This window comes from Granulicella sp. dw_53 (assembly GCF_018449545.1).
In the GTDB taxonomy this organism is placed as follows: Bacteria; Acidobacteriota; Terriglobia; order Terriglobales; family Acidobacteriaceae; genus Edaphobacter.
On sequence record NZ_JAAVUR010000017.1, the window covers coordinates 1 to 22,787 of the forward strand.

At 60.0% G+C, this 22,787-nt stretch carries 18 protein-coding genes; 10 read left to right on the forward strand and 8 right to left on the reverse strand.

The window, feature by feature from the left end; genetic code table 11:
• Window positions 1–186 precede the first annotated feature (186 nt).
• The 7 genes from HB393_RS20995 to tilS all read right to left on the reverse strand — a co-directional run bounded on the left by HB393_RS20995 (window position 187) and on the right by tilS (window position 9,505).
• A complete protein-coding gene (locus tag HB393_RS20995) occupies window positions 187–1,233 on the reverse strand; it encodes an AI-2E family transporter (RefSeq protein ID WP_213807172.1) in 1,047 nt (348 codons plus the stop codon).
• 81 nt (window positions 1,234–1,314) lie between these two features.
• Window positions 1,315–2,724, reverse strand: a complete 1,410-nt coding sequence (locus HB393_RS21000) for a glycosyl hydrolase family 28 protein (RefSeq protein WP_255551455.1) — start codon at window positions 2,722–2,724, stop codon at window positions 1,315–1,317.
• A gap of 53 nt (window positions 2,725–2,777) precedes the next feature.
• Window positions 2,778–3,935, reverse strand: coding sequence for an acyltransferase (locus tag HB393_RS21005; RefSeq protein WP_213807173.1), 1,158 nt, complete (start codon window positions 3,933–3,935; stop codon window positions 2,778–2,780).
• Between the two features lie 300 nt (window positions 3,936–4,235).
• Complete coding sequence (gene holA / locus HB393_RS21010) at window positions 4,236–5,477, reverse strand: DNA polymerase III subunit delta (protein ID WP_213807174.1); 1,242 nt, start codon at window positions 5,475–5,477, stop codon at window positions 4,236–4,238.
• A complete protein-coding gene (locus HB393_RS21015) occupies window positions 5,477–5,995 on the reverse strand; it encodes an LptE family protein (RefSeq protein ID WP_213807175.1) in 519 nt (172 codons plus the stop codon). Before HB393_RS21015 ends, holA begins: the two co-directional genes overlap by 1 nt.
• A gap of 267 nt (window positions 5,996–6,262) precedes the next feature.
• Window positions 6,263–8,188, reverse strand: a complete 1,926-nt coding sequence (gene ftsH / locus HB393_RS21020) for an ATP-dependent zinc metalloprotease FtsH (protein ID WP_213807176.1) — start codon at window positions 8,186–8,188, stop codon at window positions 6,263–6,265.
• A gap of 246 nt (window positions 8,189–8,434) precedes the next feature.
• Window positions 8,435–9,505: a tRNA lysidine(34) synthetase TilS gene (gene tilS, locus HB393_RS21025; RefSeq protein WP_213807177.1), complete on the reverse strand. Its 1,071-nt coding sequence runs from the start codon at window positions 9,503–9,505 to the stop codon at window positions 8,435–8,437.
• On the opposite strand from tilS, the gene HB393_RS21030 reads away from it, so the two are divergent.
• From HB393_RS21030 to HB393_RS21075, 10 genes are all read left to right on the forward strand, one after another.
• Window positions 9,492–10,037 carry a GNAT family N-acetyltransferase gene (locus HB393_RS21030; RefSeq protein ID WP_345945356.1) on the forward strand — a complete coding sequence of 182 codons (546 nt, stop codon included), beginning with the start codon at window positions 9,492–9,494 and terminating at the stop codon, window positions 10,035–10,037. The two genes, tilS and HB393_RS21030, sit on opposite strands and share 14 nt — an antisense overlap.
• 151 nt (window positions 10,038–10,188) lie before the next feature.
• Complete coding sequence (locus HB393_RS21035) at window positions 10,189–11,523, forward strand: acetamidase/formamidase family protein (RefSeq protein WP_213807178.1); 1,335 nt, start codon at window positions 10,189–10,191, stop codon at window positions 11,521–11,523.
• Window positions 11,524–11,614: 91 nt separating this feature from the next.
• Window positions 11,615–12,334: a 2-C-methyl-D-erythritol 4-phosphate cytidylyltransferase gene (ispD, locus tag HB393_RS21040; RefSeq protein WP_213807179.1), complete on the forward strand. Its 720-nt coding sequence runs from the start codon at window positions 11,615–11,617 to the stop codon at window positions 12,332–12,334.
• A gap of 94 nt (window positions 12,335–12,428) precedes the next feature.
• Window positions 12,429–12,899, forward strand: coding sequence for a GxxExxY protein (locus HB393_RS21045; protein WP_213807180.1), 471 nt, complete (start codon window positions 12,429–12,431; stop codon window positions 12,897–12,899).
• Between the two features lie 3 nt (window positions 12,900–12,902).
• Window positions 12,903–13,514, forward strand: a complete 612-nt coding sequence (gene ispF / locus HB393_RS21050; RefSeq protein ID WP_213807181.1) for a 2-C-methyl-D-erythritol 2,4-cyclodiphosphate synthase — start codon at window positions 12,903–12,905, stop codon at window positions 13,512–13,514.
• 76 nt (window positions 13,515–13,590) lie between these two features.
• Entirely contained in the window at window positions 13,591–14,565 is a 975-nt protein-coding gene (locus HB393_RS21055; protein WP_255551457.1) for a formylglycine-generating enzyme family protein, read from the forward strand.
• 16 nt (window positions 14,566–14,581) lie between these two features.
• The gene (locus HB393_RS21060; protein ID WP_213807182.1) at window positions 14,582–16,111 is read left to right on the forward strand and encodes a sulfatase; all 1,530 of its coding nucleotides are present in this window, start codon (window positions 14,582–14,584) and stop codon (window positions 16,109–16,111) included.
• Between the two features lie 76 nt (window positions 16,112–16,187).
• Complete coding sequence (mgrA, locus tag HB393_RS21065) at window positions 16,188–17,213, forward strand: L-glyceraldehyde 3-phosphate reductase (RefSeq protein WP_213807183.1); 1,026 nt, start codon at window positions 16,188–16,190, stop codon at window positions 17,211–17,213.
• A 77-nt stretch (window positions 17,214–17,290) separates the two neighbouring features.
• Window positions 17,291–19,177, forward strand: coding sequence for a M14 family metallopeptidase (locus tag HB393_RS21070; protein ID WP_255551458.1), 1,887 nt, complete (start codon window positions 17,291–17,293; stop codon window positions 19,175–19,177).
• Between the two features lie 138 nt (window positions 19,178–19,315).
• Window positions 19,316–21,259: a CocE/NonD family hydrolase gene (locus tag HB393_RS21075; RefSeq protein ID WP_213807184.1), complete on the forward strand. Its 1,944-nt coding sequence runs from the start codon at window positions 19,316–19,318 to the stop codon at window positions 21,257–21,259.
• 69 nt (window positions 21,260–21,328) lie between these two features.
• Here the strand turns inward: HB393_RS21075 and HB393_RS21080 are convergent, their stop codons facing one another.
• Window positions 21,329–22,648: a Xaa-Pro peptidase family protein gene (locus HB393_RS21080; RefSeq protein WP_213807185.1), complete on the reverse strand. Its 1,320-nt coding sequence runs from the start codon at window positions 22,646–22,648 to the stop codon at window positions 21,329–21,331.
• Window positions 22,649–22,787: the final 139 nt, after the last annotated feature.

Genomic DNA, 22,787 nt, shown 5'->3' on the forward strand with positions numbered 1-22,787 from the left:
GTTGTTAGGGTGAGAAAGAACTAACAACGGCAACAACAACGGCGAAGACAAGAACAAGTGCAACCGCAGATCCTTCGACTGCGTAACTCGTGGTGAGACTGTGAGTACCTTCGCTCAGAATGACAATTTTTATTTGTAGGGGAGAGGAAGGAAGAAACAACAGCACTCATGAAGGCAGCGACAACTTCATGAGTGGGCTGGCTGGTTTGTTCGGGCGCGCCAAAAGTCGAGGAGGGTGGCGGCGATGCTGAAGGTGACGGGGCCGAGGATGATGCCGGTGACTCCGAAGAGGGAGATGCCGCCGAGGATGGAGATGAGGATGGTGACGGGGTGGGCGCGGAGGCGGGTTCCGACGAGGATGGGGTAGAGGATGTTGTCGATGGTGCTGACGATGACTCCGCCCCAGACGGCTAGGATGGCGGCTTTGCCCCAGTGTCCGTTGAAGCCCAGGAAGAGGGCGATGGGAGCCCAGACGAGGACGGCTCCGAAGGCGGGAATCATGGCCATGACGGCGGTGGTGAAGGCCCAGAGGAAGGGTGCGGGTACTCCGAGGAGCCAGAAGCCCAGGCCGGCTAGGATGCCCTGAATGCCGGCGATGACGAGGCGTCCGAGGGCGGTGGCGTAGATGGTGTCGTCGAGGCGGGAGAGGAGCTCAGTGCTCTCGTCGTCGCGGAGGGGAAGGAAGGAGCGGAGGAAGCGGAGGGCGAGGAGCCGGTCGCGGAAGAGGAAGAAGAGGATGAAGAGCATGACGACGAGCTGGGTGATGACGCGGAAGGAGCTGCCGAGGACGCGGCCCATGTGGGTTCCGAGGTAGGCGGCGGTGGCGCGGGCGGCGTTATTGATATCGATGGAGTCGGTGAAGTTCTGGAGGCGGGAGGCGAGGGCGGGGTGGTTGGCGATGAAGTTGGTGATCTTCTGTTGGTTGGCGTCGTCGCGCAGGGCAGAGACGAGATGGAAGGCTTGCTGGGTGAGGTCCTGGGCGAGGAAGAAGCTGGGGATGATGACGCTAAGGATGACCAGCAGGAGCGCGACGAGGGCGCAGGCGGAGGGGTTGCGGATTTTGATGGCGAGCCAGTCGTAAGGGCGCTGGGTGACGACGGCCAGGACGACGGCTCCGACGAGCGCGGAGAAGAAGGGGTAGAGGACCAGGGCGCCGACGACGAGGATGCCAAGCGTGAGGAGGAAGAGTGCGGCTCGTTGCCAGACTGACTCTTCTGCGTGGCTCTCTGGCATTCGGTGGGCTCCTTTGGGTGTTGCAGGTTTGATGCAGAAGTGGGGCGGTATTGGTGAGGATAAAGCAGATAAGGGCAGAGATTATTTTTCGGGGAAGGGAACGAACTTTTCGGAGCAGGAGGCGGGGGTGCCTGGGGTTGGGGTTCCCTGGGTGGTGGAGTCGGTGCCGGTGGGAGGGGTGAGGTTCGAGGAGTTGAGGGTGACGTCGGCGTGCTGGAGGAGGTAGGTGTAGGGGGTAGAGTCGGTGGTGAGGACGTTGTTGAGGGTGGCGGCGACGCGGTGGGTGTGGTCGTAGCCGTTGAAGGTGATCTTGCCGCCTCCGGAGACGCGGACGTTGCGGAGGGTGATGTCGCGGAAGGTAGGGGGCGAGCTGCCTTGGAGCGGGCCGTTGGCGGTGTAGCTGGAGTCGAGGGTGATGGGGTTGGGGGAGTTACGGATGCAGACGTCGTCGTAGGTGACGTCGCGGACGAGACCGCCGCGGGAGCCGTTGGATTTGATGCGGAGGCCGTTGTCCGGGCCGTCGAGGGAGAGGTCGGTGACGAGGATGTTGTTGACGCCGCCGTTGGTCTCGCTGCCGATGGACATGCCGTGTCCGTAGTAGAAGTGGTTGTGGGCGACGGTCATGTGGGAGATGGGGTCACCACCTTTGATGGCGACGTTGTCGTCGCCGGTGCGGATGAAGCTGTGGGTGATGGTGATGTTTTTGGAGCTGCCGGGGTCGACACCGTCGGTGTTGCGGGCTCCGCGCTTGGGCGTGTCGATGCGGAGGCCCCAGACGGTGAAGCCGTCGCCATGGTTGTAGACGACGTGGAAGTTGGGGGAGTTTTTAAGGGTGATGCGGTAGAGGGTGAAGTCGTCGGCGTAGTCGGCGACAAGGATGCGGGGGACCTGTTGACGTCCGGAGGGGCGGGCTTGTTCGGCGAGATCCCACCAGGTGACGGATCTGTTGAGGAGGGTTGCGCCGCCGCGTCCGTCGATGGCGCCTTCGCCCATGACAGCGGCTCGGGAGATGTGTTTGGCGGAGAGGAGGGGCTTGCAGCCGTTGCGTTCTTGGTTGACGAGGCCGCAGCTTCCGGGGGCGGTCTCGTAGAGTTTGGGGTCGCGGGAGGCGAAGAGGATGGCGTCTTTTTCGACGAGGAGGGTGACGTTGGCTCGGAGTTCGAGGGGGCCGGAGAGGAAGGCGTTGTGAGTGGCGTCGGCGCGGAGGGCTACGGCGTGGCCTCTGGTGCAGTTGTCGAGAGCTTTCTGGATGCGGGCGGTGTCGAGTTTTGCCTCGTTCTCGGGAGAGATGGGGGATGTTAGTTGCGCGGTGAGGGTGGTGCAGATGGGGGGAAGGGTGGGTTCGATGACGGTGCGGGTGTCTTGCGCGAGGAGTGGGGCGGCGAGGGCGAGGAGGATGAGGGAGGCGCGTGTGGGGGTCATGGTGGTCGTACCACTATGCCTTTTGTGGGTGGATTTGGGAAGAGGGATTCGGCGGTCGTGCTTGCGCATGTTGCCCCACCCTATTTGCGATGAAGCTGCAAGAAGGGTGGCCAACCGGGTGTTTAGGTTAGGACGGGTGTTTTGCCGTCGGCGCTTGATGGGGCCGTATCGGCCGCCGATAGATCTTCACGGCCGGGCGTGGCTGGGGGAGCGAGTTTGTGGCCGAGGCGCATCATGGGCTTCTCTACCAGGTAGAAGCTGGCGAGGGCGCAGAGGAAGGAGAATCCTAAATTGAGTGGCCACTGTTGGAGGATTCCGAGAGGCTTGGTCGTGAAGAAATGCGATATCACAAACAGTTGCTGCCACAGATAGAGGCTGTATGAGACGCGACCGATATAGCGGAGGACCGGATGTTCGAGAATCTTTCCAAGAATGTTGTGAGGATGAAGAATCGATCCCATGATCATTATGGGCAAGAGAACAGACATGGCGGCGATCTGCCAGTTCGATGGCTTGACTGGTATGAGAGAGATCACCACTAGCAGTACCAATGGCCACCACTTCGCAGCTCTCAAGAGAGGCTTTTTGTCTCGCACTCCATAGACTAGGATGGCAATTATCGCCGGAATCAACAATGCATCGAGACGAATGTCTGTGTGCCACCGGATTGTGAGCCACGGACGAGTACGGAGTTGGTAGGCTCGGTTGGCTAAGACCAGTGCGGTCAGAAAAAGTAAGGCTGGTACACGGAAACGTTTCTTGGTGAAGACGAGCAGTGCAGGGAGGATGAAATAGAAGTGTTCTTCTACAGCGAGCGACCAGAAATGTCCCGTGAAGACTGCAACATTAGGTAATGCTGCTCGGCCAAGAAGGCGAGTGTAGTTTCTGTAGAAGAAGATAGCTGCAAAGATCTCTGTGCGATGCACGACGAGGTATCCGAGAAGGCCGAGTATCACCACTGTGAAGAGATAGAGAAATGCAGCGGGCAATATTCGAAAAAAACGTCGAATGTAGAAGCCCCGAAGAGAGATAGAGCCGTTTTGGCTTTCCTCTTCCAACAGCCTCGAGCAGATCAAGATACCGCTAATCGCAAAAAATGTATCTACGCCTCTATCACCGTATTCGTACAGCCAGCGAGTATTGAAGGGGCCAAAGGTATGCAAGCTTTCGTGGGTGAAGATAACACCCAAAATGGCGAGGGCTCTCCATCCATCCAGTGTTGGAAGATAGCCGGTTCGTTTTTTCGATGTCTTGCCGACGTTCGATTCCGCGATCTGCATTCAGTATCCAACCTTCCTGTTCGACCAGGGTGTCGCAGTGCTTCGCCGAATTGTGCCCATAGGAGGATCGTATGGGTCGGTGTTCTGCTCACTCTGGCGTTAGGGAGAGTAGTGAAGTTCATTGATTCAAAGGAGGACGGATCTCGCGAACGACCCTTCTTCTTCGCGACCTTGAGAGATAAGATGCTGCTTTTGAAGGCTTGAGCGAAAAAGATCCTAAGAGATTTTCTCAAGAAGGAGGGTGGCGTGCCAATGAGCCCGTTTGTGGGAACGGGAGTCGAAGGCGTCTCACTGCGGAGTTTATAGCTCCATGGCGAATTGGAGGGTGGGGTCGTAGAGGTTGGGTTTGGGCTCGGTGGCGAGGTCGAGGATGAGGCGCTCGAGGACCAGGAGTTTGTTGGCGGGGGAGCTGCGGAGCTCGAGGTCGGCGCGGGCTACGAGGCGGATGGCGCGGGTGAGGTCGCGGCGGGATTTGTAGCGTCGGGCTTGCTTGATTAGGTCTTCGGCGGCGAAGGGAGGCATGCGGAAGCCTTGCCAGAGGACCTGCCAGATGGCGCGGGAGTCGCGGACGTTCTTCTCGGAGATGATGAGCATCTGGCGGAAGGTGCGGGCTAGCATGTAGAGGTGGCCGATGGCTGCGTCTTCGCCTCCGTCTGAGGCGTTGAGGAGGCCGTGCAGGAGGAGAAGGGCGCGGGGACGGTCGCGGAGGCTGATGGCGTCGGTGAGCTCGTAGAGGGAGCGCTGTTTGGCGGCGAGGACCATGGTCTCGACGTCGCCGAGGGTTACTCGGTTGCGGGCTAGGGTGGATGGTAGATTTTTCGACTCGCTGGGCTCGCTCGGGAGGGCACTTTTCTCTGTGTTGGAGGGATCGGGCGCTTCCTGGGTAGGAGCGATGGGGGCGGAGACGTAGAGGAGGAGCTTTTCGAACTCGCTGGAGATGAGCATCATGTCGGCTCCGAGGGCGTCTACGAGCTCGCGGGCTGCGTCGGGGTCGAACTTGATGTTCTGGGCTTCAGCGGCGGTGGTGACCCATTTGATGGCGTCGTTCTCTTCGACGCGTGCGAGTTCGACGAGGCTGCACCAGTCGCCTAGGGACTCGCGGATCTTTTCGTAGCGTTCCTTGTCCTGGTAGTCCATTTTGCGGAGGTCGGTGGGGATGCGGAGGTGGTCGGCGACGAAGATCAGGAGGGCGGCGGGGTTGGGGGAGCGGAAGTAGGCATCGATGGCGGCGAACTCGTCTTTTTTGGAGCCGCGGCCGTAGAGAGTCTTGAGGTTGCGGATGAAGAAGACCTGAAAGGGCGCCATCAGGGACGGGGTCTGGGCCTGGTCGAGGATCTCGAAGATGGAGGTCTCGGCGAGGTCGAGGTCGTGGAGGCAGAAGTCGCGGGTGGAGATGGGCGCCAGGGTCTCGAGGACGGCTTTGCGGCAGCGGTCGTAGAGGAAGATCTCGTCGCCGAGGAGGACGTAGCCAGGACGGATGGCGGGGGTGGCGATTTCTGCTACGAAGCGGTCGGTGGGTGCGAAGGATTTGAGCGAGGCCATTAGAAGGACTCCAGCAGATCGCTGACGATTGCGGTGGCGAAGGTGCGGGAGATGCGGGAGACGGCGGGGGTGTTCTCCTGGAGGAAGCCGCTGAGGTCGAGGGTGGACTGGTACTGCTCGTGGTAGAGGAGGTTGTCGTTCTCGTAGAGGACACGGCCGTCGTGGGCGGTGAGAAGGATCTTGGCGGTGATGGTGATGAGGTAGCTGGAGGTCTCGCCGGAGGAGGAGTCGTAGGTGAGGGGGGCGACGGTCTGGGTGAGGATGGTGCCGTGGAGGGTGGCGTCGGCGGAGGGGGTGTCGGAGTTGAGGATGTGGTACTTGGTGCGGGTGTTGAGCTCGCGGACGAGGGCCTGGGTGAAGGCTACTTCGGTGTGGTACGCCTGGACCTTGGTGGTGAAGATGGGGACGGCGAGGGTCTGGATGTCGGGGGGCAGGTGCGTGGCCGCGCCGAGCTGATGGTAGCCGCAGCCGACCAGAGGGCTGAGGAGGAGCGGCAGAAGTAAGAGGCGGAGGCGCATTCGTCTTGTTTTTATTGTCGCATTGGTGAGGGAGGGGATTTAGGTGGATTTCGTGTGGGTATCGGGGTGGTGAGGGTGATAGATCGATTCGGGCGACGACTACTCAGACGCGGAATGGTGGGATTTGTCGCTGGGGAAGAGTTACATCCCACCCTTCGCGAGAGACAAGGGCGCGAAGGATGGGGCACCGGGGGGCGGTGGTGCTTCGGGTGAAATAAAAAGAGGCAGCCATTTGGCTGCCTCTTTTAGTGGATAGGGCGTTGTTTCTTATGCGGGCGAAGGCTGGCCTTCGTTGAAGCCAGGCTTGCGGGGCGGGTTTTCCGGCTTGAGGACCTTCTGGGTGTCGCCGTCGGACGGGGGACCGGCCTGGGCGAGGGGGGATTTGAGGGCGGGGAGGTCCTTGCCTTCGATGATGAGCTTGATTTCGGCGGCATCCAAGGTCTCACGCTCGAGCAGGGCGGTGGCCATGCGGTGCATGATGTCCTTGTTATTGTTGAGGATGCTGTAGGCCGAGTTGTAGGCTGTGTCGACGAAGTTGCGGACCTCGGCGTCGATCTTGCGGGCGGTGTCCTCTGAGTAGTCGCGGGCCTGTGCCAGGTCGCGGCCGAGGAAAACCTCCTGCTCCTTCTTGCCGTAGGTGAGGGGTCCCATATCGGACATTCCGAACTCGCAGACCATGCGGCGAGCGAGTTCAGTAGCGCGGACGATGTCGTTGCCGGCACCGGTGGTCTTGCGGCCCATGAAGATCTCTTCGGCGCAGCGTCCGCCCATGAGGACGGCGAGCTGGGTGTCGAGATAGTCCTTGGTGACGGTGTGCTTGTCCTCTTCGGGCAAGTGCATCGTGACTCCGAGGGCCATGCCGCGGGGGATGATGGTGACCTTGTGGAGGGGGTCGGAGTGCTCGCGGAGGGCGGCGACGAGGACGTGGCCGGCTTCGTGGTAGGCGGTGTCCTTTTTGTCGTCGTCGGAGAGGAGCATGGACTTGCGCTCCGCGCCCATCATGACCTTGTCCTTGGCTACTTCAAAGTCATACATGTGGACCGACTTGCGATTGAAGCGGGCGGCGGTGAGGGCGGCCTCGTTGACCATGTTGGCGAGGTCGGCTCCGGAGAAGCCCGGTGTGCCGCGAGCGAGGACGTTGAGGTCAACGTCTTCGGCCATGGGGACCTTCTTGGAGTGAACCTTGAGGACTTCCTCGCGGCCACGGATGTCGGGACGATCGACCATGACGCGGCGATCGAAACGACCGGGACGGAGGAGGGCTGGATCGAGCACGTCAGGACGGTTGGTGGCCGCGACGAGGATGACACCGTCGTTGGCTTCGAAGCCGTCCATCTCGACCAGAAGCTGGTTGAGGGTCTGCTCGCGCTCGTCGTGTCCGCCGCCGAGGCCTGCGCCACGGTGACGTCCGACTGCGTCGATTTCGTCGATGAAGATGATGCAAGGAGCGTTCTTCTTGCCCTGCTCGAAGAGGTCGCGGACGCGCGAGGCGCCGACGCCTACGAACATTTCAACGAAGTCCGAACCGGAGATAGAGAAGAAGGGAACGTTGGCTTCGCCAGCGACTGCGCGGGCGAGGAGGGTCTTACCGGTGCCCGGAGGTCCGACGAGGAGGACGCCCTTGGGGATTCGGCCGCCGAGGCGCTGGAACTTTTGGGACTCGCGGAGGAACTCGATAATCTCCTTGAGCTCTTCCTTGGCTTCGTCTACGCCAGCGACGTCCTTGAAGGTGATCTTCTTCTGCTGCATGGAGAGCAGGCGGGCGCGTGACTTGCCGAAGCTCATGGCCTTGTTTCCGCCGGACTGCATCTGGCGGAGAAGGAAGAACCAGAGGCCAAGAAGCAGAGCGAAGGGCGCGAGCTGGATGAGGAAGCCCAGCCAGGCGTTCGAGTTCTGATCCTTGATGGTGATGTTGACGCCGTGCTCGCGAAGCGTCTTGTACATGTCGGGATAGTTCCCCGGGATCGTGGTGTGGAACTGTGTTTTCTCGTCACCACGATACTTCGCGATCACCTCGGCTCCGTTTACGTTGACCTCAGAGATCTTGCCTTGGTCTGCGTCGTTGAGGAGCTGGGTGAGGCTAATGGTCTTGTCCTGGCCTGCACCGGTGCCCTTGACGACAAACTGCCAAAGGAAGACCAGGCACGCAATCATGAAGACCCAGATCAGAATTTGTTTGACGGTAGAGTTCAAAGCCTATTTCCTCATTTTCCGGTCCCGATACTGCTTATGTGATGCACAGTGATGGTGTCGGACCCGGCACAAGCAAATATTTCGCTGTGCCTATCACCATTAGACGACATCGGGAAGGGAAGGTTCCAAAAATGGAATAGAGATGCTCTACCCCCAAGTAACTTCCCGCGCCGACACCTACCCTGAATTCTACTCTCAGCGGGCGAATTCAGGGTTTGATAGAGGTGATGTTCCAGCAATTAATGTCTAACGGGGCTGGCGGGAGAGGCGGAGCTCGCGGGGGGAGCGCTCGGCGAGGAGCTGGTTGGAGAGCTGGAGGGTGGCTCCGGGCTTGGCGGAGACGGTGGCGAGGGTGAGAAAGCCGCAGAGGGCGAGGAGGCGGGCGGTCTCATCGAAGCTGAGGCGAACGCCCAGTTGACGGGCGGCGGCGCGGAGGACGCGGCGGCGAAGGGCAGGGTCCAAGGTGCGGAGGCGTTCGAGCTCCAGGGCGACGGAGGAGGCTCCAGGGGCGGTGCTGACGGCTCGGCCCCCGCCGCGGACGGGTTTGCCGGGGAGCAGGAGCTGGGGGAGGAGGCGGGAGAGCTCGGTCTGCCAGCGGGCCTCCTCTTCGCGAGCCAGCTCGGAGAGGTTGGAGAGGGTGTGATCGAGGGAGGGGTTTTCGGCGCGGAGGAGGGGGAGAATGGTGTGGCGAAGGCGGTTACGGGTGTAGGCGGAGTCGGTGTTGGAGGAGTCTTCGCGCCAGGGCTGGTCGAGGGCCTGGAGGTAGGTCTCGATCTCGGCGCGGGGGGTTTGGAGGAGGGGACGGAGGATTTTGCCCTTGGGAAGGGTGATGACGGGATGAATGCCGCCGAGGCCTTCGGTCCAGGCTCCGCGGAGGAGTTTCATTAGGACGGTCTCGGCCTGGTCGTCGAGGGTGTGGGCGGTTAGGACTTTATCCGCTTCGCCGGAGCTGAGGAGAGAGGTGAAGAGGTCGTAGCGGACGGTGCGGGCGGCTTCTTCGATGGTTTCTGGGCTTCCGGCGGCTCGGGTTTCGGCGAGGCGGGCAGGGATGCTGACGGAATGGAGGTGGAGGGGGATGTCGAGGCGGGTGCATAGGGCTTGGACAAAGTGTTGGTCGGCGTCGGACTCGGAGTCGCGGAGACCGTGATTGACGTGGACGGCGGAGATGCCGACGCCAAGGGCGGAGTGCTTGGTCTGGTTGGCGGCATGGAGGGCGAGGAGCAGGGCTACGGAGTCGGCTCCGCCTGAGATGGCGACGCAGAGGCGATCGCCGGGGCGGATGTGTTCTCGGGAGAGGGCCAGGGTGGGAGGCGGCATCGTCTTTCATCTTAACGGCTGCTCTGGGTGGGATGGGCCTTATACTGCAGCGATGTTCGATACAAGACTGGCTGTGGCCGAAGACGCTGAGCTGATTGCAGAGCAGCGTTGCAGGATGTTTGTGGACTCCGGGCAATCGGACGAGGGGCAGATGCGGCTTATGGTGGCGAACTTCGTGCCCTGGGTTCGGACGAGGCTGACCGATGGCAGCTATGTTGGGTGGCTGGTGCAGGAGGGCGAGCAGGTAGTGGCCGGGGCGGGGATGTGGCTGATTGACTTTCCGCCGCACTGGATGGATCCAGAGCCGGTGCGGGCTTACCTGCTGAACTTCTATGTCGATCCGGCGTTTCGCGGAGAAGGACTGGCTTATGAGCTGCTGACGACGGCCGTGGACGAGGCGAGGCGGCGGGGGATCAAGGTGGTGTCGCTGCATGCTTCGAAGTTTGGGAAGCCGCTGTATGCGCGGAACGGGTTTGAGCCTACGAACGAGATGATCTTGAGATTGAATGGCGGGGAAGCGCCGCAGGGATAAGCGTCGATCGGTGCAGGATGCAGTGGATGTACGAATGTTTTCGTTGACTCCTACGGAGGCCTTCGTATATCAATGGTTGGGCGACTGGATTCTGTGCTTTGATGGTCTGTCGATATTTCTATATCTCGATTCTTTGTAAAGAGGAGCTTCCATGAGACACGAGGTGTTGTTTGGGGGCCTGCTGGGGCTCTTTGCGATCTCTGCGCCGATGCAGGGGTATCAGGCAAGTGATGCGAAGGGTCCGCTTACCGGGCGTTGGGTGGTGACGGCGGACTATTACGGAACTCCGATTTATTTCCGTCTCGACCTGGAGCAAGAGGGAGAGAAGTTGGGTGGGAAGTTTAGCGGGGATAAGCTCGAGGGTTCGCTCCGTGGGGGAGCGGTTCATTTTGTGGGTAAGGATGAGCGTGGTGGCACGGATGAGGTGAATGGGACCGTTAAAGACGGGGTTCTCACGGGTACGGTGGTGTTCAAGGATGCGGATAATCAAGATACTCCGTCTAAGGCTTCGTTTACCGCGAAGTTGGCTCCTGCACGGCCTAGCGGGGAGGCAAAGCGACATGAGTTTACTCCAACGGTCTTCTACCGGCAGTTCTCGGCTCTGAATAAGCCGGTGCTTCGGATTGCGCCGGGCGATACGGTCCATACCAATACGGTGGATGCGGGAGGGACCGACGCGAAGGGGGAGCGGCGGGTGATGGGAGGGAATCCGCAGACCGGGCCTTTCTATATCGAGACGGCGCTGCCTGGGGATACGCTGGTAGTTCATCTGACGCGGCTGCGTCTGAACCGGGACTGGGCGATCAGTACGGACGGCATTGTGAGCCGAGGCATGGATGGCGATGTGGCGGTGAAGATGAAGGATGTTGGCCAGTCCGTTCGATGGAGTCTGGATTTGGCGAATGGAACGGCTTCTCCGGCCAAGCCAGGAGAGCATATGGCGCATTACACGGTGCCGATGCGACCGATGCTGGGATGTGTGGCGGTGGCTCCGGGTCCCGCGCAGGCTGCTCCGGGTACGGGGGACTCAGGTGGATGGGGCGGCAATATGGACTTCAACGAGTTGGTGGAGGGAGCGACGATCTATCTGCCGGTGCAGAATCCGGGGGCGCTTTTATACCTTGGCGATGGGCATGCGGCGCAGGGCGATGGCGAGACGACGGGCGATGCGCTGGAGACCTCGATGGATGTCGAGTTTACGGTGGATGTGATTCCGGGCAAGAGGATCTCAGGGCGGCGGGTGGAGTCTCCCACGCACATCATTTCGATGGGATTGGACGGATCGCTGGATGAGGCGTTTCGGTCTGCTACCTCAAATATGGTGCGGTGGCTTACGGAGGACTACAAGCTGACGCCTTCGGAGGTGGCGGAGGTGCTGGGCAGTGCGGCGGAGTACAAGGTGAGCGAGGCGGCGGATCGCAATGCGGGGATTGTGCTGAAGATCAATAAGGAGCGGTTGAAGACGCTGACGGTGGCGGCGAAGTAGAGGTCCTTGGGTCAGATGCCCGCTTCAGGGGTGGCTGGAGTGGGCGGCGGTTGTCGAGTGTGGCGGGCGCATCTTGTATACTCCGTTGGTTATGCGAGTATTTGTCATTCTTCCAGCAGCGGGTATTGGGACACGGATGGCCACCGGTATGCCGGGGTCGGCGGCGGCTCCGAAGCAGTTTCTTGAGATCGGTGGAGTGCCGGTGTTGATCCGCTCGGTGCAGGCTTTTCTGGCGGTGCCGCGGGTGGATGCGGTTTGTGTTGCGGTACGGGGAATCGACCGCGAACGGGTGCTGGCGCAGGTGGAGGAGTTCAAGCTTGGGCCTCGGGTGCATCTGGTGGAGGGTGGGGATAACCGGCAGGAGTCGGTGGGGAATGCTCTGGCAGCGTTGGAGTGCGAGGACGACGATGTCGTGCTGGTGCATGATGCGGTGCGGCCTCTGATCGATCCGGGGACGATCGAACGGACGATCGATGCGGTGACGCGGCATGGAGCGGCGATTGTCGGGATGCCGGCGGTGGATACGATCAAGCAGGTGGAGAGGACGGCGGATGGGGCGATTGTGACGAGTACGATTCCGCGGGAGAGGGTGATTCATGCGCAGACGCCGCAGGGGGCTCTGTTTGGGCTGCTGCGAAGGGCGTTTGCGGAGGCGGAGACGGACGGGTTCTCGGGGACGGATGAGGCCAGTGTGCTGGAGAGGGCGGGAGTAGAGGTGTGGGTGGTGCCTGGGTCGGCACGGAATTTTAAGATTACGCAGCCGGGGGATATTGAATTGGCGGAGTTTTACCTGGGTCGGGAGAAGGCGTAACGGTGATGAAAGGGATAAAAAGCTGATAAGAGCTGAGGTGTGGAATGGGGTTGCTTGCCGTTGACAGATGTTGGTTGAGGCTTGTTAGAGGAAGATGCGATTGATCGATCATCGTGAGAGGGAAGGTTCCAACGAGGTGTTTGCGGGGGCGAACGATCTGACGACGGAGAAGATCATCGGCATTTTCTACGAGGTTTATAACGAATTGGGGTTCGGATTTCTTGAGTCGGTTTATCGAGAGGCAATGAGAATTGCTCTTCAGCAGGCGGGGCTTATGGTGACCTCTGAAGCACCGATTCCGGTAAGTTTTCGAGGTAGTCTGGTTGGGATATTTCGGGCAGATCTGCTGGTTGAAGATAAGGTGATTTTGGAATTGAAGACTGCTGAACTGATCAGCAAAGGACATGAGGCTCAGTTACTGCACTATCTCCGGGCGTCGGAGATTGAAGTTGGTCTTGTGATGAATTTTGGATCGACTGCCAAGTTTCGACGGCTTGAGATGAAGAACGACAGAAAGAAAAGACTGTCGTCCGTTTTGCTGCGCTCCGAAGGAGTGCGAGGATAGCGTATGGGTATGAGGATTGGTTTCGGGTTTGACTCGCATGCTTTTAAGGCGGGGGTGCCGTTGGTGATCGGCGGGCTGAAGATTGAGCATAGCGAAGGTCTGGCCGGGCACTCGGATGGGGATGTGCTGTTGCATGCGATAACGGATGCGCTGTTGGGGGCGGTGTCGGCGGGGGATATTGGGACGTTTTTTCCGCCTAGCGATCCGCGGTGGAAGGGGGCGGCGTCAGATATTTTTCTGCGGACCGCGCTGGAGGAGATTGCTACGGCGGGGTATCGGATCGTCAATATCGATACAGTGCTGGTGATGATGCGGCCTAAGATCGTGCCGATTGCCGGAGAGATGCGGGAGAGCGTGGCGACGTTGCTGGGGGTGAAGGCGAGCGATGTCGGGATCAAGGCGAAGACTCCGGAGGGCTTGAACCAGGATGGTGTCGCTGTGGCGTATGCGACGGTGTTGCTGGAGTCGATTGCGGAGGAGGATGGGCTGGCGCGGATGACGGCGACGGCAGAGGATGACATGGATGCGGTGGTGGAGAGTCTGGTAGGAAATGGGAGGGATACTTCGGCTTTGGGGCGGAAGCTGACTCCCTTCAATACGGATGATCTGACTTAGGGCGTCTGGCTTAGGGTTCTGGGCGAAGGATTTGAGTCCTGCTGCGGTTGGGCGACGTCTGGTGGTAGAGGGCTGTATGGGGCTTGATAGCGGGGCGAAGATTTTGGATGGAAGTGGAGCGGGGTCTTGCTGCTCTCCTGCGGCTCGGCGGGGGGCTGGTATAGAGCAGCAGACGCCCGGCGTGGGTGGTGGGGATGGGCGGCCGATGGTGGCGTTGGCTGGGGATTTTTTAATGGGGACGGACTACCGGGATGCTTTTTCCGCCGATGGGGAGGGGCCGGTGCGGCGGGTGAGGTTGTCCGGGTTCGATATAGATACCTATCCGGTTACAAATAAGGATTTTGCCGAGTTTGTTGCGGCGACGGGATATCGGACAGAGGCGGAGAGCTTTGAGTGGTCGTTCGTATTCTGGATGCATCTGCCGTTGGACCGGCTGGATGAGCTGGTAGAGGATACGGTGGCGGCGGCTCCGTGGTGGTGCAAGGTTCCGGGGGCGTGGTGGCGGGAGCCGGAAGGGCCGGGGTCCGATGTTGCGGCGCGGGGGGATTATCCGGTGGTGCATGTGTCGTGGAACGATGCGGCGGCGTATGCACAGTGGGCGGGTAAGGCGCTGCCGACGGAGGCGCAGTGGGAGTTTGCTGCGCGGGGCGGGTTGGAGCAGAAGCTTTATCCGTGGGGCGATGAGCTGACGCCGGGTGGGCGGCATATGTGCAATATCTGGCAGGGGGAGTTTCCGCAGGTGGATACGGCGGAGGATGGTTGGGCGGAAGCTTGCCCGGTGGAGAGCTTTCCGCCGAATGGGTATGGGTTGTACTCGGTGACGGGGAATGTTTGGGAGTGGTGTGCGGACTGGTTTACGCGAGGGTTTACGGGCGAGGAGCGGAGCGATCCTGTGGGGCCGGATTCGGGTGAGGCGAAGGTGATGAAGGGTGGGTCTTTTCTTTGCCATGCCTCGTATTGCAACCGGTATCGTGTGGCGGCGCGGACGTCGAATACGCCGGATAGTTCGGCTTCGAATATTGGATTTCGTTGTGTGCGAGTAGCAGGATAGCTGAGGAGATCGATTGATGAGTGAGCAGGACAATGAGGCGGGTAAGACTTCGCGGCGAAACTTTTTGACGAAGGCGGCAGGGGCTGCACTGGCGACGGCGATTCCGGCTGGAGCGCAGAGTGCAGATGTGGAGGTGAAGGCTCCAGTGGCGAAGGGCAGGAAGCGTCCGCTGAATATGCTGTTCTTTATGTCGGATGACATGAGGCCAGAGCTGGCTTGCTATGGGAGCCGGTTTCACTCTCATAGTCCGAACATCGATAAGCTGGCGTCGCAGGGAGTGCGGTTCGATAGGAACTACTGCCAGTTTCCGCTGTGCAATCCTTCGCGGTCGTCGCTGTTTACGGGACATCCACCGAAGCTGACGAATGTGCTGGGGAATTCGACGAGTGTGACGAAGCTGCATCCGGAGATGGTGACACTGCCGAGGTTGTTCCGCGAGCATGGGTATACGACGCTGCGAAGTGGGAAGCTCTTTCACGCGGGGATGGACGATCACCTGGGATGGACGGTGTTTGAGGGCGAGGTCGAGTCGCTGCATCCGACGCAGGAGGGGGTGAAGATGGATATCCCTCGTGTGCAGATTCCGATGGCGGATGGCGTGTTGCCGGTGCTGCCGCAAGATAATGCGCGGGCGGCGCACTCGGATGAGATTCTGGTGCTGAAGGGGAATGGCGAGGGGGCTTCGGACTACATGGTCGCGGATCTGGCGATTGAGAATCTGCGAGCTTGCAAGGATAAGCCGTTCTTTATCGGGTGCGGGTTCTCGAAGCCGCATAGTCCGCCGACGGCTCCGCAGCGATTCTTCGATATGTACGACGTGGGAAAGATCGATCTGCCGCGGGACTTTGCGGCTTGGCCTACGGTTCCAGCGGGGTTTCCGAAGGCTTCGATACGGATGCGGAACGCGGATCTGTTTATTGGGCGCGGGGCTTCGGAGTCGGAGGCGAAGGAGGTCATTCGCGCTTATCTGGCGTCGATCTCGTGGGCGGATTGGAATCTGGGGCGGGTGCTGGCGGAGCTGGACCGGTTGGGTCTGCGAGAGAATACGGCGGTGGTGTTTGTTGCGGACCACGGGTACCAGTTGGGAGAGAAGGGCAAGTGGTCGAAGGCGGGTTCGCTGTTTGAGGGGGGGACGAGGGTTCCGCTGATTATCCATATGCCGGGCGCTAAGGGGAATGGGCGGTCTTCGACGCGGATCGTGCAGTCGCTGGATATCTACCGGACGATGGCGGAGTTGTGTGGGCTGGAGGTTCCGAATGGAGTGGAGGGTAAGAGCCTGGTGCCGCTGCTGAACGATCCGCGTGCTGCGTGGGAGGAGCCTGCGTACAGCATCTGGAGCGAGGATGGGACGACGGTGCATGGGACAGCGGTGCGCACCGAGCAGTGGCGGTATGCGGAGTATGGCAAGGATGCGGCGAATGGGGCGTTGTTGTTCGACGTGCATGCCGATCCGATGGAGCTGACGAATCTGGCGGACGATCCGAAGTTTGCGGATGTGCGGAAGAGGTTGTCGGGGTTGGTTGCGGCCTATAGTTATCCGGCTTAAGCCTGAACCGAGTTTTCTACAGGATGGTTTGGCTTAGTCTTATGCGTGCTGCAAATTCTTTCCTGGAGCTCGATTCATGACTTACGTACCTGATCCAAAGCGTTACGAGCAGGCGACGTTTCGTCGCTGCGGACATTCGGGGATTGCGTTGCCACCTATCTCGCTGGGGCTGTGGCAAAACTTCGGCGGAGCTGATGTCTTCGAGACGGGGCGTGCGGTGGTTCGGCGGGCGTTTGACCGTGGAGTGACGCACTTCGATCTGGCCAATAACTATGGGCCGCCTTATGGGTCGGCGGAGGAGAACTTCGGGCAGATTTTGAAGAAGGACTTCGGAGATCTGCGGGATGAGTTGATCATCTCTACGAAGGCGGGCTGGGATATGTGGCCGGGGCCTTATGGGATTGGCGGATCGCGGAAGTACCTCGTCGCTTCGCTGGATCAGAGCTTGAAGCGGATGGGGCTGGATTACGTCGATATCTTTTATTCGCATCGTCCATGGAAGGATGCGCCGATCGAGGAGACGATGGCGGCGCTGGCGCAGATCGTGCGGCAGGGGAAGGCTCTGTATGTGGGGATCTCTTCGTATGGGCCGGAGGGGACGCGGCGGGCGGCTGAGATTCTGAAGGCGGAGGGGGTGAAGCTGCTGATCCATCAGCCTTCCTACTCGATGCTGAACCGCTGGATTGAGGATGAGTTGCTGGGGACGCTGGATGTACTGGGTGTGGGTTGTATTGCCTTTTCGGCGTTGGGGCAGGGATTGTTGACGGATAAGTACCTGAATGGTGTGCCTGAGAACTCGCGGGCGGCGGCTGAGGGGAGCTTCGAGAAGGGTTACTTGACGAAGGAGAACCTGGATCGGGTAAGGGCGTTGAACGAGATTGCCACGAGGCGGGGACAAAGCCTGGCGCAGATGGCGATTGCTTGGGTGCTGCGTGATCCGAGGGTAACTACGGCCTTGATCGGCGCACGGAATGTGAAGCAGTTGGATGATTCGCTGGATGCGCTGAAGCGGTTGGACTTTTCTCCAGAGGAGTTGAAGGAGATCGATCAGTATGCGAAAGAAGGCGGGATCGATTCGTGGCGTGAGGTCTCGGTAGAGTAGTTGTAGAGGGTTTTGTTTGGAAGAAAGGGCGCGATTTGAATCGCGCCCTTTTTGTTAGTGAACGGTAAGGAGCGGTTATGCGAGCTGATTTTATTTTGCTGATGGGTATGGTAGCGGTTGGTAGTTCAGCTTGGGCGCAGACGGTTGGGGATGCAAGTCTGCAGCCGCGTTCGACGGTAGCGAAAGACTGTGTTGTGACGATGGGGGAGTGGGCTACTCCGGCGGAAAAGAGTTGCTACGCGACTACTCCGGACTATGAGGAGACGATGGCGTATCTGCGGCGAGTGCAAGGTGCGGCGGCGGGGCAGGTAAGGATCGAGGCGTTTGGGAAGACGGGTGAGGGGCGGGAGTTGGACGTGGTGGTGGTCTCGAAGGATGGGGCCTTCGAGCCGACTGCGCTGCATGCGGCGAAACGGCCGATCGTGCTGGTGCAGAACTCGGTGCATGCAGGGGAGATGGATGGGAAGGATGCGTGTCTTGCGCTGCTGCGGGATATGGTGATCTCGAAGACGAAGGCGGCCCTGCTGGAGCGGGCGGTGTTCGTGTTTATCCCGATGTATAACGCCGATGGACATGAGCGGAGGGGTGCGTATAACCGCATCAATCAGGATGGGCCGGCGCAGATGGGATGGCGGGGGAACGGGACGAATCTGAACTTGAACCGGGATTATTTGAAGGCGGATGCTCCGGAGACGCGGGCGTTTCTGGCGATGTTTCATCGGTGGCTGCCGGACTTTTTTGTCGACGACCATGTGACGGATGGGGCGGACTATCAGTACGACGTGACCTTCACGATCGACGATGGACCGAATCTTCCGAGCGCTACGGTGAAGTGGGTGGATGATGTGGCAGCTCCGACGTTGGAGCGGTATGTGAATGCGCATGGACATCTGGCGGCGCCTACCTATATCAATCTGGTGAACGACAACGATCCGGCAGAGGGTCTCGGGTTCAATGACGATCCGCCGCGTTTTTCGACGGGGTACACGGTCCTTGAAGGGCGGCCGGGGATGCTGGTCGAGCTGCATATGTTGAAGGACTACAAGACGCGGGTGACGGGGAACTACGAGATTCTGGCGGGGCTGATGGAGTTGATGAATCGGGATGCGGATAAGGTGATCGCATTGAATGCTGCGGCTGACGCAGAGGCTAGTGGGATGGGAGCGCATCCGCTGAACAATGTGAAGTATCCGCTGGCGCTGGGATGGGGTGGGCAGACGACGCCGTTTCTGTTTCGCGGGTACAAGTACGAGCGGGTGTTGAGCGAGGTGTCGGGGACGATGTCGGTGCGGTATACACGGGAGCCGTGGAATGTGTCGTTGCCGTTCCAGACGGGCTTCAAGGTGACGGCAGAGACTACGCTGCCAGCGGCTTATATTATTCCGGCGGCGTGGGTGAAAGTGATCGATGTGCTGGCGGCGCACCAGGTGGCGATGGAGCGGACGACGACGGCGTGGACGGGGGAAGTGCAGCGGTATCAATGCGGGGGGATGGTGTGGCAAGGGCCTCCGTTTGAGGGGAGGCATCCGACGTTTAATGGTGAGGCGACGCATGATGCGGGGAAGTATGGGAGCTGCGTGATTGTAAGAGAAGCGGTTACGTATTCGGCGGGGTCTGTGGTCGTGAGGCTGAATCAGCGGCTCTCTAAAGTTGCGGTCGAGTGGCTGGAGCCGGCGGGTCCGGATTCGGCGCTGCAGTGGGGGTTCTTCGATACGATCTTCGAGCAGAAAGAGTATGGCGAGGCTTATGTTCTGGAGAAGCTGGCGCGGGAGATGATGGCGAAGGATGCGAAGCTGAAGGCAGAGTTTGAGCGGAAGGTCGCGAGCGATCCGATGTTTGCCGGGAGCGCCGCCGCGCGGTTGGCATTTTTCTATGAGCGGACGCCCTGGTTTGCGGCGAATCGAGTAGGGGTCTATCCGGTGGGGCGGTTGATGGGGTTGGATGGGGTGCCTGTGGGGCGGTAGGGCGAGACCCTTCGCAGTTGACGGGAGATCTAGATTGGGAATTAGCGATGTGTAATGAGAAGGCATTTGCAAGAAAGTCTTTTGATTTTGACCTGTCCTGCGTAGACTCTGGATATTCCACTTTTCTGAAGGACACCAATGAAGACGAAGCTTCGTGTAGCGGCAGTATGTGGGTTGGCTGTAATAGCGATAGGAGCGCAGGCGCAGGCTCCAGCGGTTGTGGCGGATGATTTTGTGCGGACGCACTATGCGAAGTATGAGTACCGTATTCCGATGCGGGATGGGGTGAAGCTGTTTGCTTACGCGTATGTTCCGGTGGCGGGCGCGTTCAAAGATGCAGGGCCTTATCCGATTCTGATGACGAAGACGCCTTATAGCTGCGCTCCGTATGGCGAGGATAAATTTGCGGCGAGGCTTGGGCCGAGCACGGAGCTGATGGAGTCGGGGTACATCTTTGTGTGCGAGGATGCACGGGGACGGACGGTGAGCGAGGGTGTGTTTCAAGAGATGAACGTGCACATCGATGAGAAGAAGTCGCCCAAGGATGTGGATGAGTCCAGCGATATGTATGACACGGTGGAGTTCCTGCTGAAGCATGTGGAGAACAACAACGGGAAGGTGGGGATTACGGGGATCAGCTACCCGGGATTCTACACGTCGGCGAGCATCATCGATTCGCATCCGGCGATTAAGGCGGCTAGTCCGCAGGCGCCGATGACGGATCTGTTTTTCAACGATGATGGGTACCATGGCGGAGCTTTCATGCTGGGAGCGAACTATGGATTCTACCGCGGGTTCAAGCCGCAGAAGAATCCGCTGATTCCCGCAGGCGGGGCGGGTGGTGGAGCGGCTGCTTCGAGTAAGGAGAACCCCGATACGTATACGACGCTGCTGGCCGCGGGGGCAACGGGGAACCTGGATAAAGGGAAGGATTATTTGAATGGCGAGAACTGGTTATTTCATGATCAGGTCACGCACACCACCTATGACGACTACTGGAAGAAGCGGGATATTTCGCGTCATATGAAGGGTGTCCACACGGCTGTGATGACGGTGGGCGGATGGTTCGATGCGGAGGATCTTTCGGGGCCGTTCAAGACGTTTCATGCGATCGACGAGTTCAATCCTGGGGCAGTGAATACGCTGGTGATTGGGCCATGGACGCATGGCGGCTGGTCGCGGACGGACGGCGACCGCCTGGGGGATGTGACGTTCAACTCGAAGACCGCGGCGTTTTATCGAGCGAAGATCGAGTTTCCATTTTTCGAGTTTTATTTGAAGGGCCGGAACGGTGGGCCGCTGCCCAAGGCCTATGTCTTTGAGACTGGCAGCAATGTGTGGAAGACCTATGACGCGTGGCCACCGAAGCCCGCTACGGCGAAGATGCTGTACTTTCGTGAGGGCGGCCGGTTGAGCTTTGAAGCTCCTACCGAGAAGAGCGGTGTGGATGAGTATGTGAGCGATCCGGCGCACCCGGTACCGTTTGTTGAGTACACGACGGCGACGGTTCCGCAGCGGTATATGGACGACGATCAGCGGTTCGCCTCGCGGCGCTCCGATGTGCTGGTGTATGAGTCGGAGCCACTGACGGAGAATGTAACCATTACAGGTCCAGTGCGGCCGAAGCTGAAGATCGCTTCGACGGGAACGGACTCGGACTTTGTGGTGAAGCTGATCGATGTGTATCCGTATGACTATCCGAATGCCGTTGGGGTAGAGGCGGGGAACAAGAGGGTGATTGGCGGGGCCCCGATTGTGATGGGTGGATATCAACAGCTAGTGCGGGGCGAGCCGATGCGGGCGAAGTTCCGGGATAGTTGGGAGAAGCCGACTCCGCTGGTGCCGGGAAAGATGGTGAATGTGAACAGCGAGATGCCGGATGTGAACCACACCTTCCGCACAGGGCACAGGATCATGGTGCAGGTGCAGAGCTCGTGGTTCCCGCTGGTGGACCGGAATCCGCAGACGTTTGTGGATATTCCGAATGCCAAGCCAGAGGACTTCAAGAAGGCTACAGAGAGTGTCTATCGGAGTGCCGGTGCCGCTAGTGGGGTGGAAGTGCTGGTGCTGCCGCAGCCGTAGTTCTGTTGGAATGCAAATGAAACGGCAGGAGAGGATTGCTCTCCTGCCGTTTTTCTTTGGCGCAATGAATCAAGCCTTGGCGAAGGGATCTTCGAGGCTGGGGCTCTGGGGGGTGAAGAGTTTGCCGCCAGTTTCGGTGACGTACCAGTCGTCTTCGAGGCGTACGCCGAACTCGCCGGGGAGGTAGATGCCGGGTTCGTCGGAGAACGTCATGCCTGCGACGAGAGGAGTAGGGTTGCCGCGGACGAGGTAGGGCCATTCGTGGCCGTCCATTCCGATGCCATGGCCGAGGCGGTGGGTGAAGGTCTTGTAGTCGGGACCGAAGCCGGCAGCGGTGATGATGCTACGGGCCGCGTCGTCGATGGCGTGGCAGGGAAGCCCCGGACGAGCTGCGGCGATGGCTGCAGCCTGGGCTTTATGCACGATGTCGAAGACCTTCTTCTGCTTGTCGGATGCTTTGCCGAGGACGAAGGTGCGGGAGATGTCGGATTGGTAGCCTTCGACGGTGCAGCCATCGTCGATGAGAATGATCTCATTCTCGCGGATGACCTGCGGCTGGAGCGAGCCGTGGGGGAGGGCAGAGAACTCACCTACCTGGCAGGAGACTACCCCCTGGACGCCGGAGCGGCCGTATGCAGCGTCGACGAGGCCGGTGAACTGGCGCGTGGTCATGCCGGGTTGGGCGGACTTGAAGGCGGCCTCGTATACGGCGAGGGTGATGTTATTGGCGAGCTGCATGAGGGCGAGCTCGGCGGGGGTCTTTATGGCGCGGCAGCCCATGGTGACAGGGATGGCGCTGACTGCAGTAAGAGCGGGGCTGGCGTGGGCGATGCCATCCGCGAAGACGAACTGGGTACGTTCTTCTACGCCGATCTTGCCGGTGGTGAGGCCAGCTTCTTTGAGAGCCTTGGCGAGAAGAGCGTAGGGGCTTTCGTCTTCATTCCAGGTGTAGACCTTCGTGGTGGATGCGCTGGGCAGAGTTGCCGGCTTGGCTTCCATGCGCTCGCGGACACGGCCTTCTTCAAAGACGGGGCAGACGACGAAGGGAGCGCCGGTAGCGGGAAGTACCCAGGCGAAGAAGCGTTCGGACTGTCCCCAACGAAGTCCGGTGAAGTAGGTGAGGGAGGTGCCGGTGGCGATGACGAGGGCGCCAAGTTTGTTCTGGTGAAGGAGGGTGCGGGCTCGTTCGAGGCGTTGATCGCGTTCGGCGAGGGTGATGGGAGTGGCCTCGGTACGGCGATTCGGAAGAGCGGCTATGGCGGGGGGCAGGCTCTCGGGAGTGACGGGCGCGGAGGCCGGGCGCTGGGCTTCGAGATCGCGAGGCAGAAGAAGAGCGGGAGCAGCGGCTACCGCGGCTGCGGCATGGAGGAAACGTCTACGTGAGGGCATGGGTCATTGTAACTGGGTTGTTCGTGCGCATTGGGACGGGGAATTTTCTATAGCGGTGTGATGCTTCGATAATCGGCTTAGCGAGCCGAAATTCGCACGATTTGGGTTGGCTGCGATTGTTTGGCGATGCTAGGCTGAC

What these genes read in the sequence shown, in the direction of transcription:
- HB393_RS21005 (WP_213807173.1), bottom strand. Translation starts at nt 3,935, where the DNA reads ATGCAGATCGCGGAATCGAACGTCGGCAAGACATCGAAAAAACGAACC.
- HB393_RS21055 (WP_255551457.1), top strand. Translation starts at nt 13,591, where the DNA reads ATGGGGCTTGATAGCGGGGCGAAGATTTTGGATGGAAGTGGAGCGGGG.
- HB393_RS21070 (WP_255551458.1), top strand. Translation starts at nt 17,291, where the DNA reads ATGCGAGCTGATTTTATTTTGCTGATGGGTATGGTAGCGGTTGGTAGT.
- HB393_RS21075 (WP_213807184.1), top strand. Translation starts at nt 19,316, where the DNA reads ATGAAGACGAAGCTTCGTGTAGCGGCAGTATGTGGGTTGGCTGTAATA.
- HB393_RS21000 (WP_255551455.1), bottom strand. Translation starts at nt 2,724, where the DNA reads ATGCGCAAGCACGACCGCCGAATCCCTCTTCCCAAATCCACCCACAAA.
- tilS (WP_213807177.1), bottom strand. Translation starts at nt 9,505, where the DNA reads ATGCCGCCTCCCACCCTGGCCCTCTCCCGAGAACACATCCGCCCCGGC.
- holA (WP_213807174.1), bottom strand. Translation starts at nt 5,477, where the DNA reads ATGGCCTCGCTCAAATCCTTCGCACCCACCGACCGCTTCGTAGCAGAA.
- HB393_RS21045 (WP_213807180.1), top strand. Translation starts at nt 12,429, where the DNA reads ATGCGATTGATCGATCATCGTGAGAGGGAAGGTTCCAACGAGGTGTTT.
- HB393_RS21015 (WP_213807175.1), bottom strand. Translation starts at nt 5,995, where the DNA reads ATGCGCCTCCGCCTCTTACTTCTGCCGCTCCTCCTCAGCCCTCTGGTC.
- HB393_RS21080 (WP_213807185.1), bottom strand. Translation starts at nt 22,648, where the DNA reads ATGCCCTCACGTAGACGTTTCCTCCATGCCGCAGCCGCGGTAGCCGCT.
- HB393_RS20995 (WP_213807172.1), bottom strand. Translation starts at nt 1,233, where the DNA reads ATGCCAGAGAGCCACGCAGAAGAGTCAGTCTGGCAACGAGCCGCACTC.
- ispF (WP_213807181.1), top strand. Translation starts at nt 12,903, where the DNA reads ATGGGTATGAGGATTGGTTTCGGGTTTGACTCGCATGCTTTTAAGGCG.
- HB393_RS21035 (WP_213807178.1), top strand. Translation starts at nt 10,189, where the DNA reads ATGAGACACGAGGTGTTGTTTGGGGGCCTGCTGGGGCTCTTTGCGATC.
- ispD (WP_213807179.1), top strand. Translation starts at nt 11,615, where the DNA reads ATGCGAGTATTTGTCATTCTTCCAGCAGCGGGTATTGGGACACGGATG.
- HB393_RS21060 (WP_213807182.1), top strand. Translation starts at nt 14,582, where the DNA reads ATGAGTGAGCAGGACAATGAGGCGGGTAAGACTTCGCGGCGAAACTTT.
- mgrA (WP_213807183.1), top strand. Translation starts at nt 16,188, where the DNA reads ATGACTTACGTACCTGATCCAAAGCGTTACGAGCAGGCGACGTTTCGT.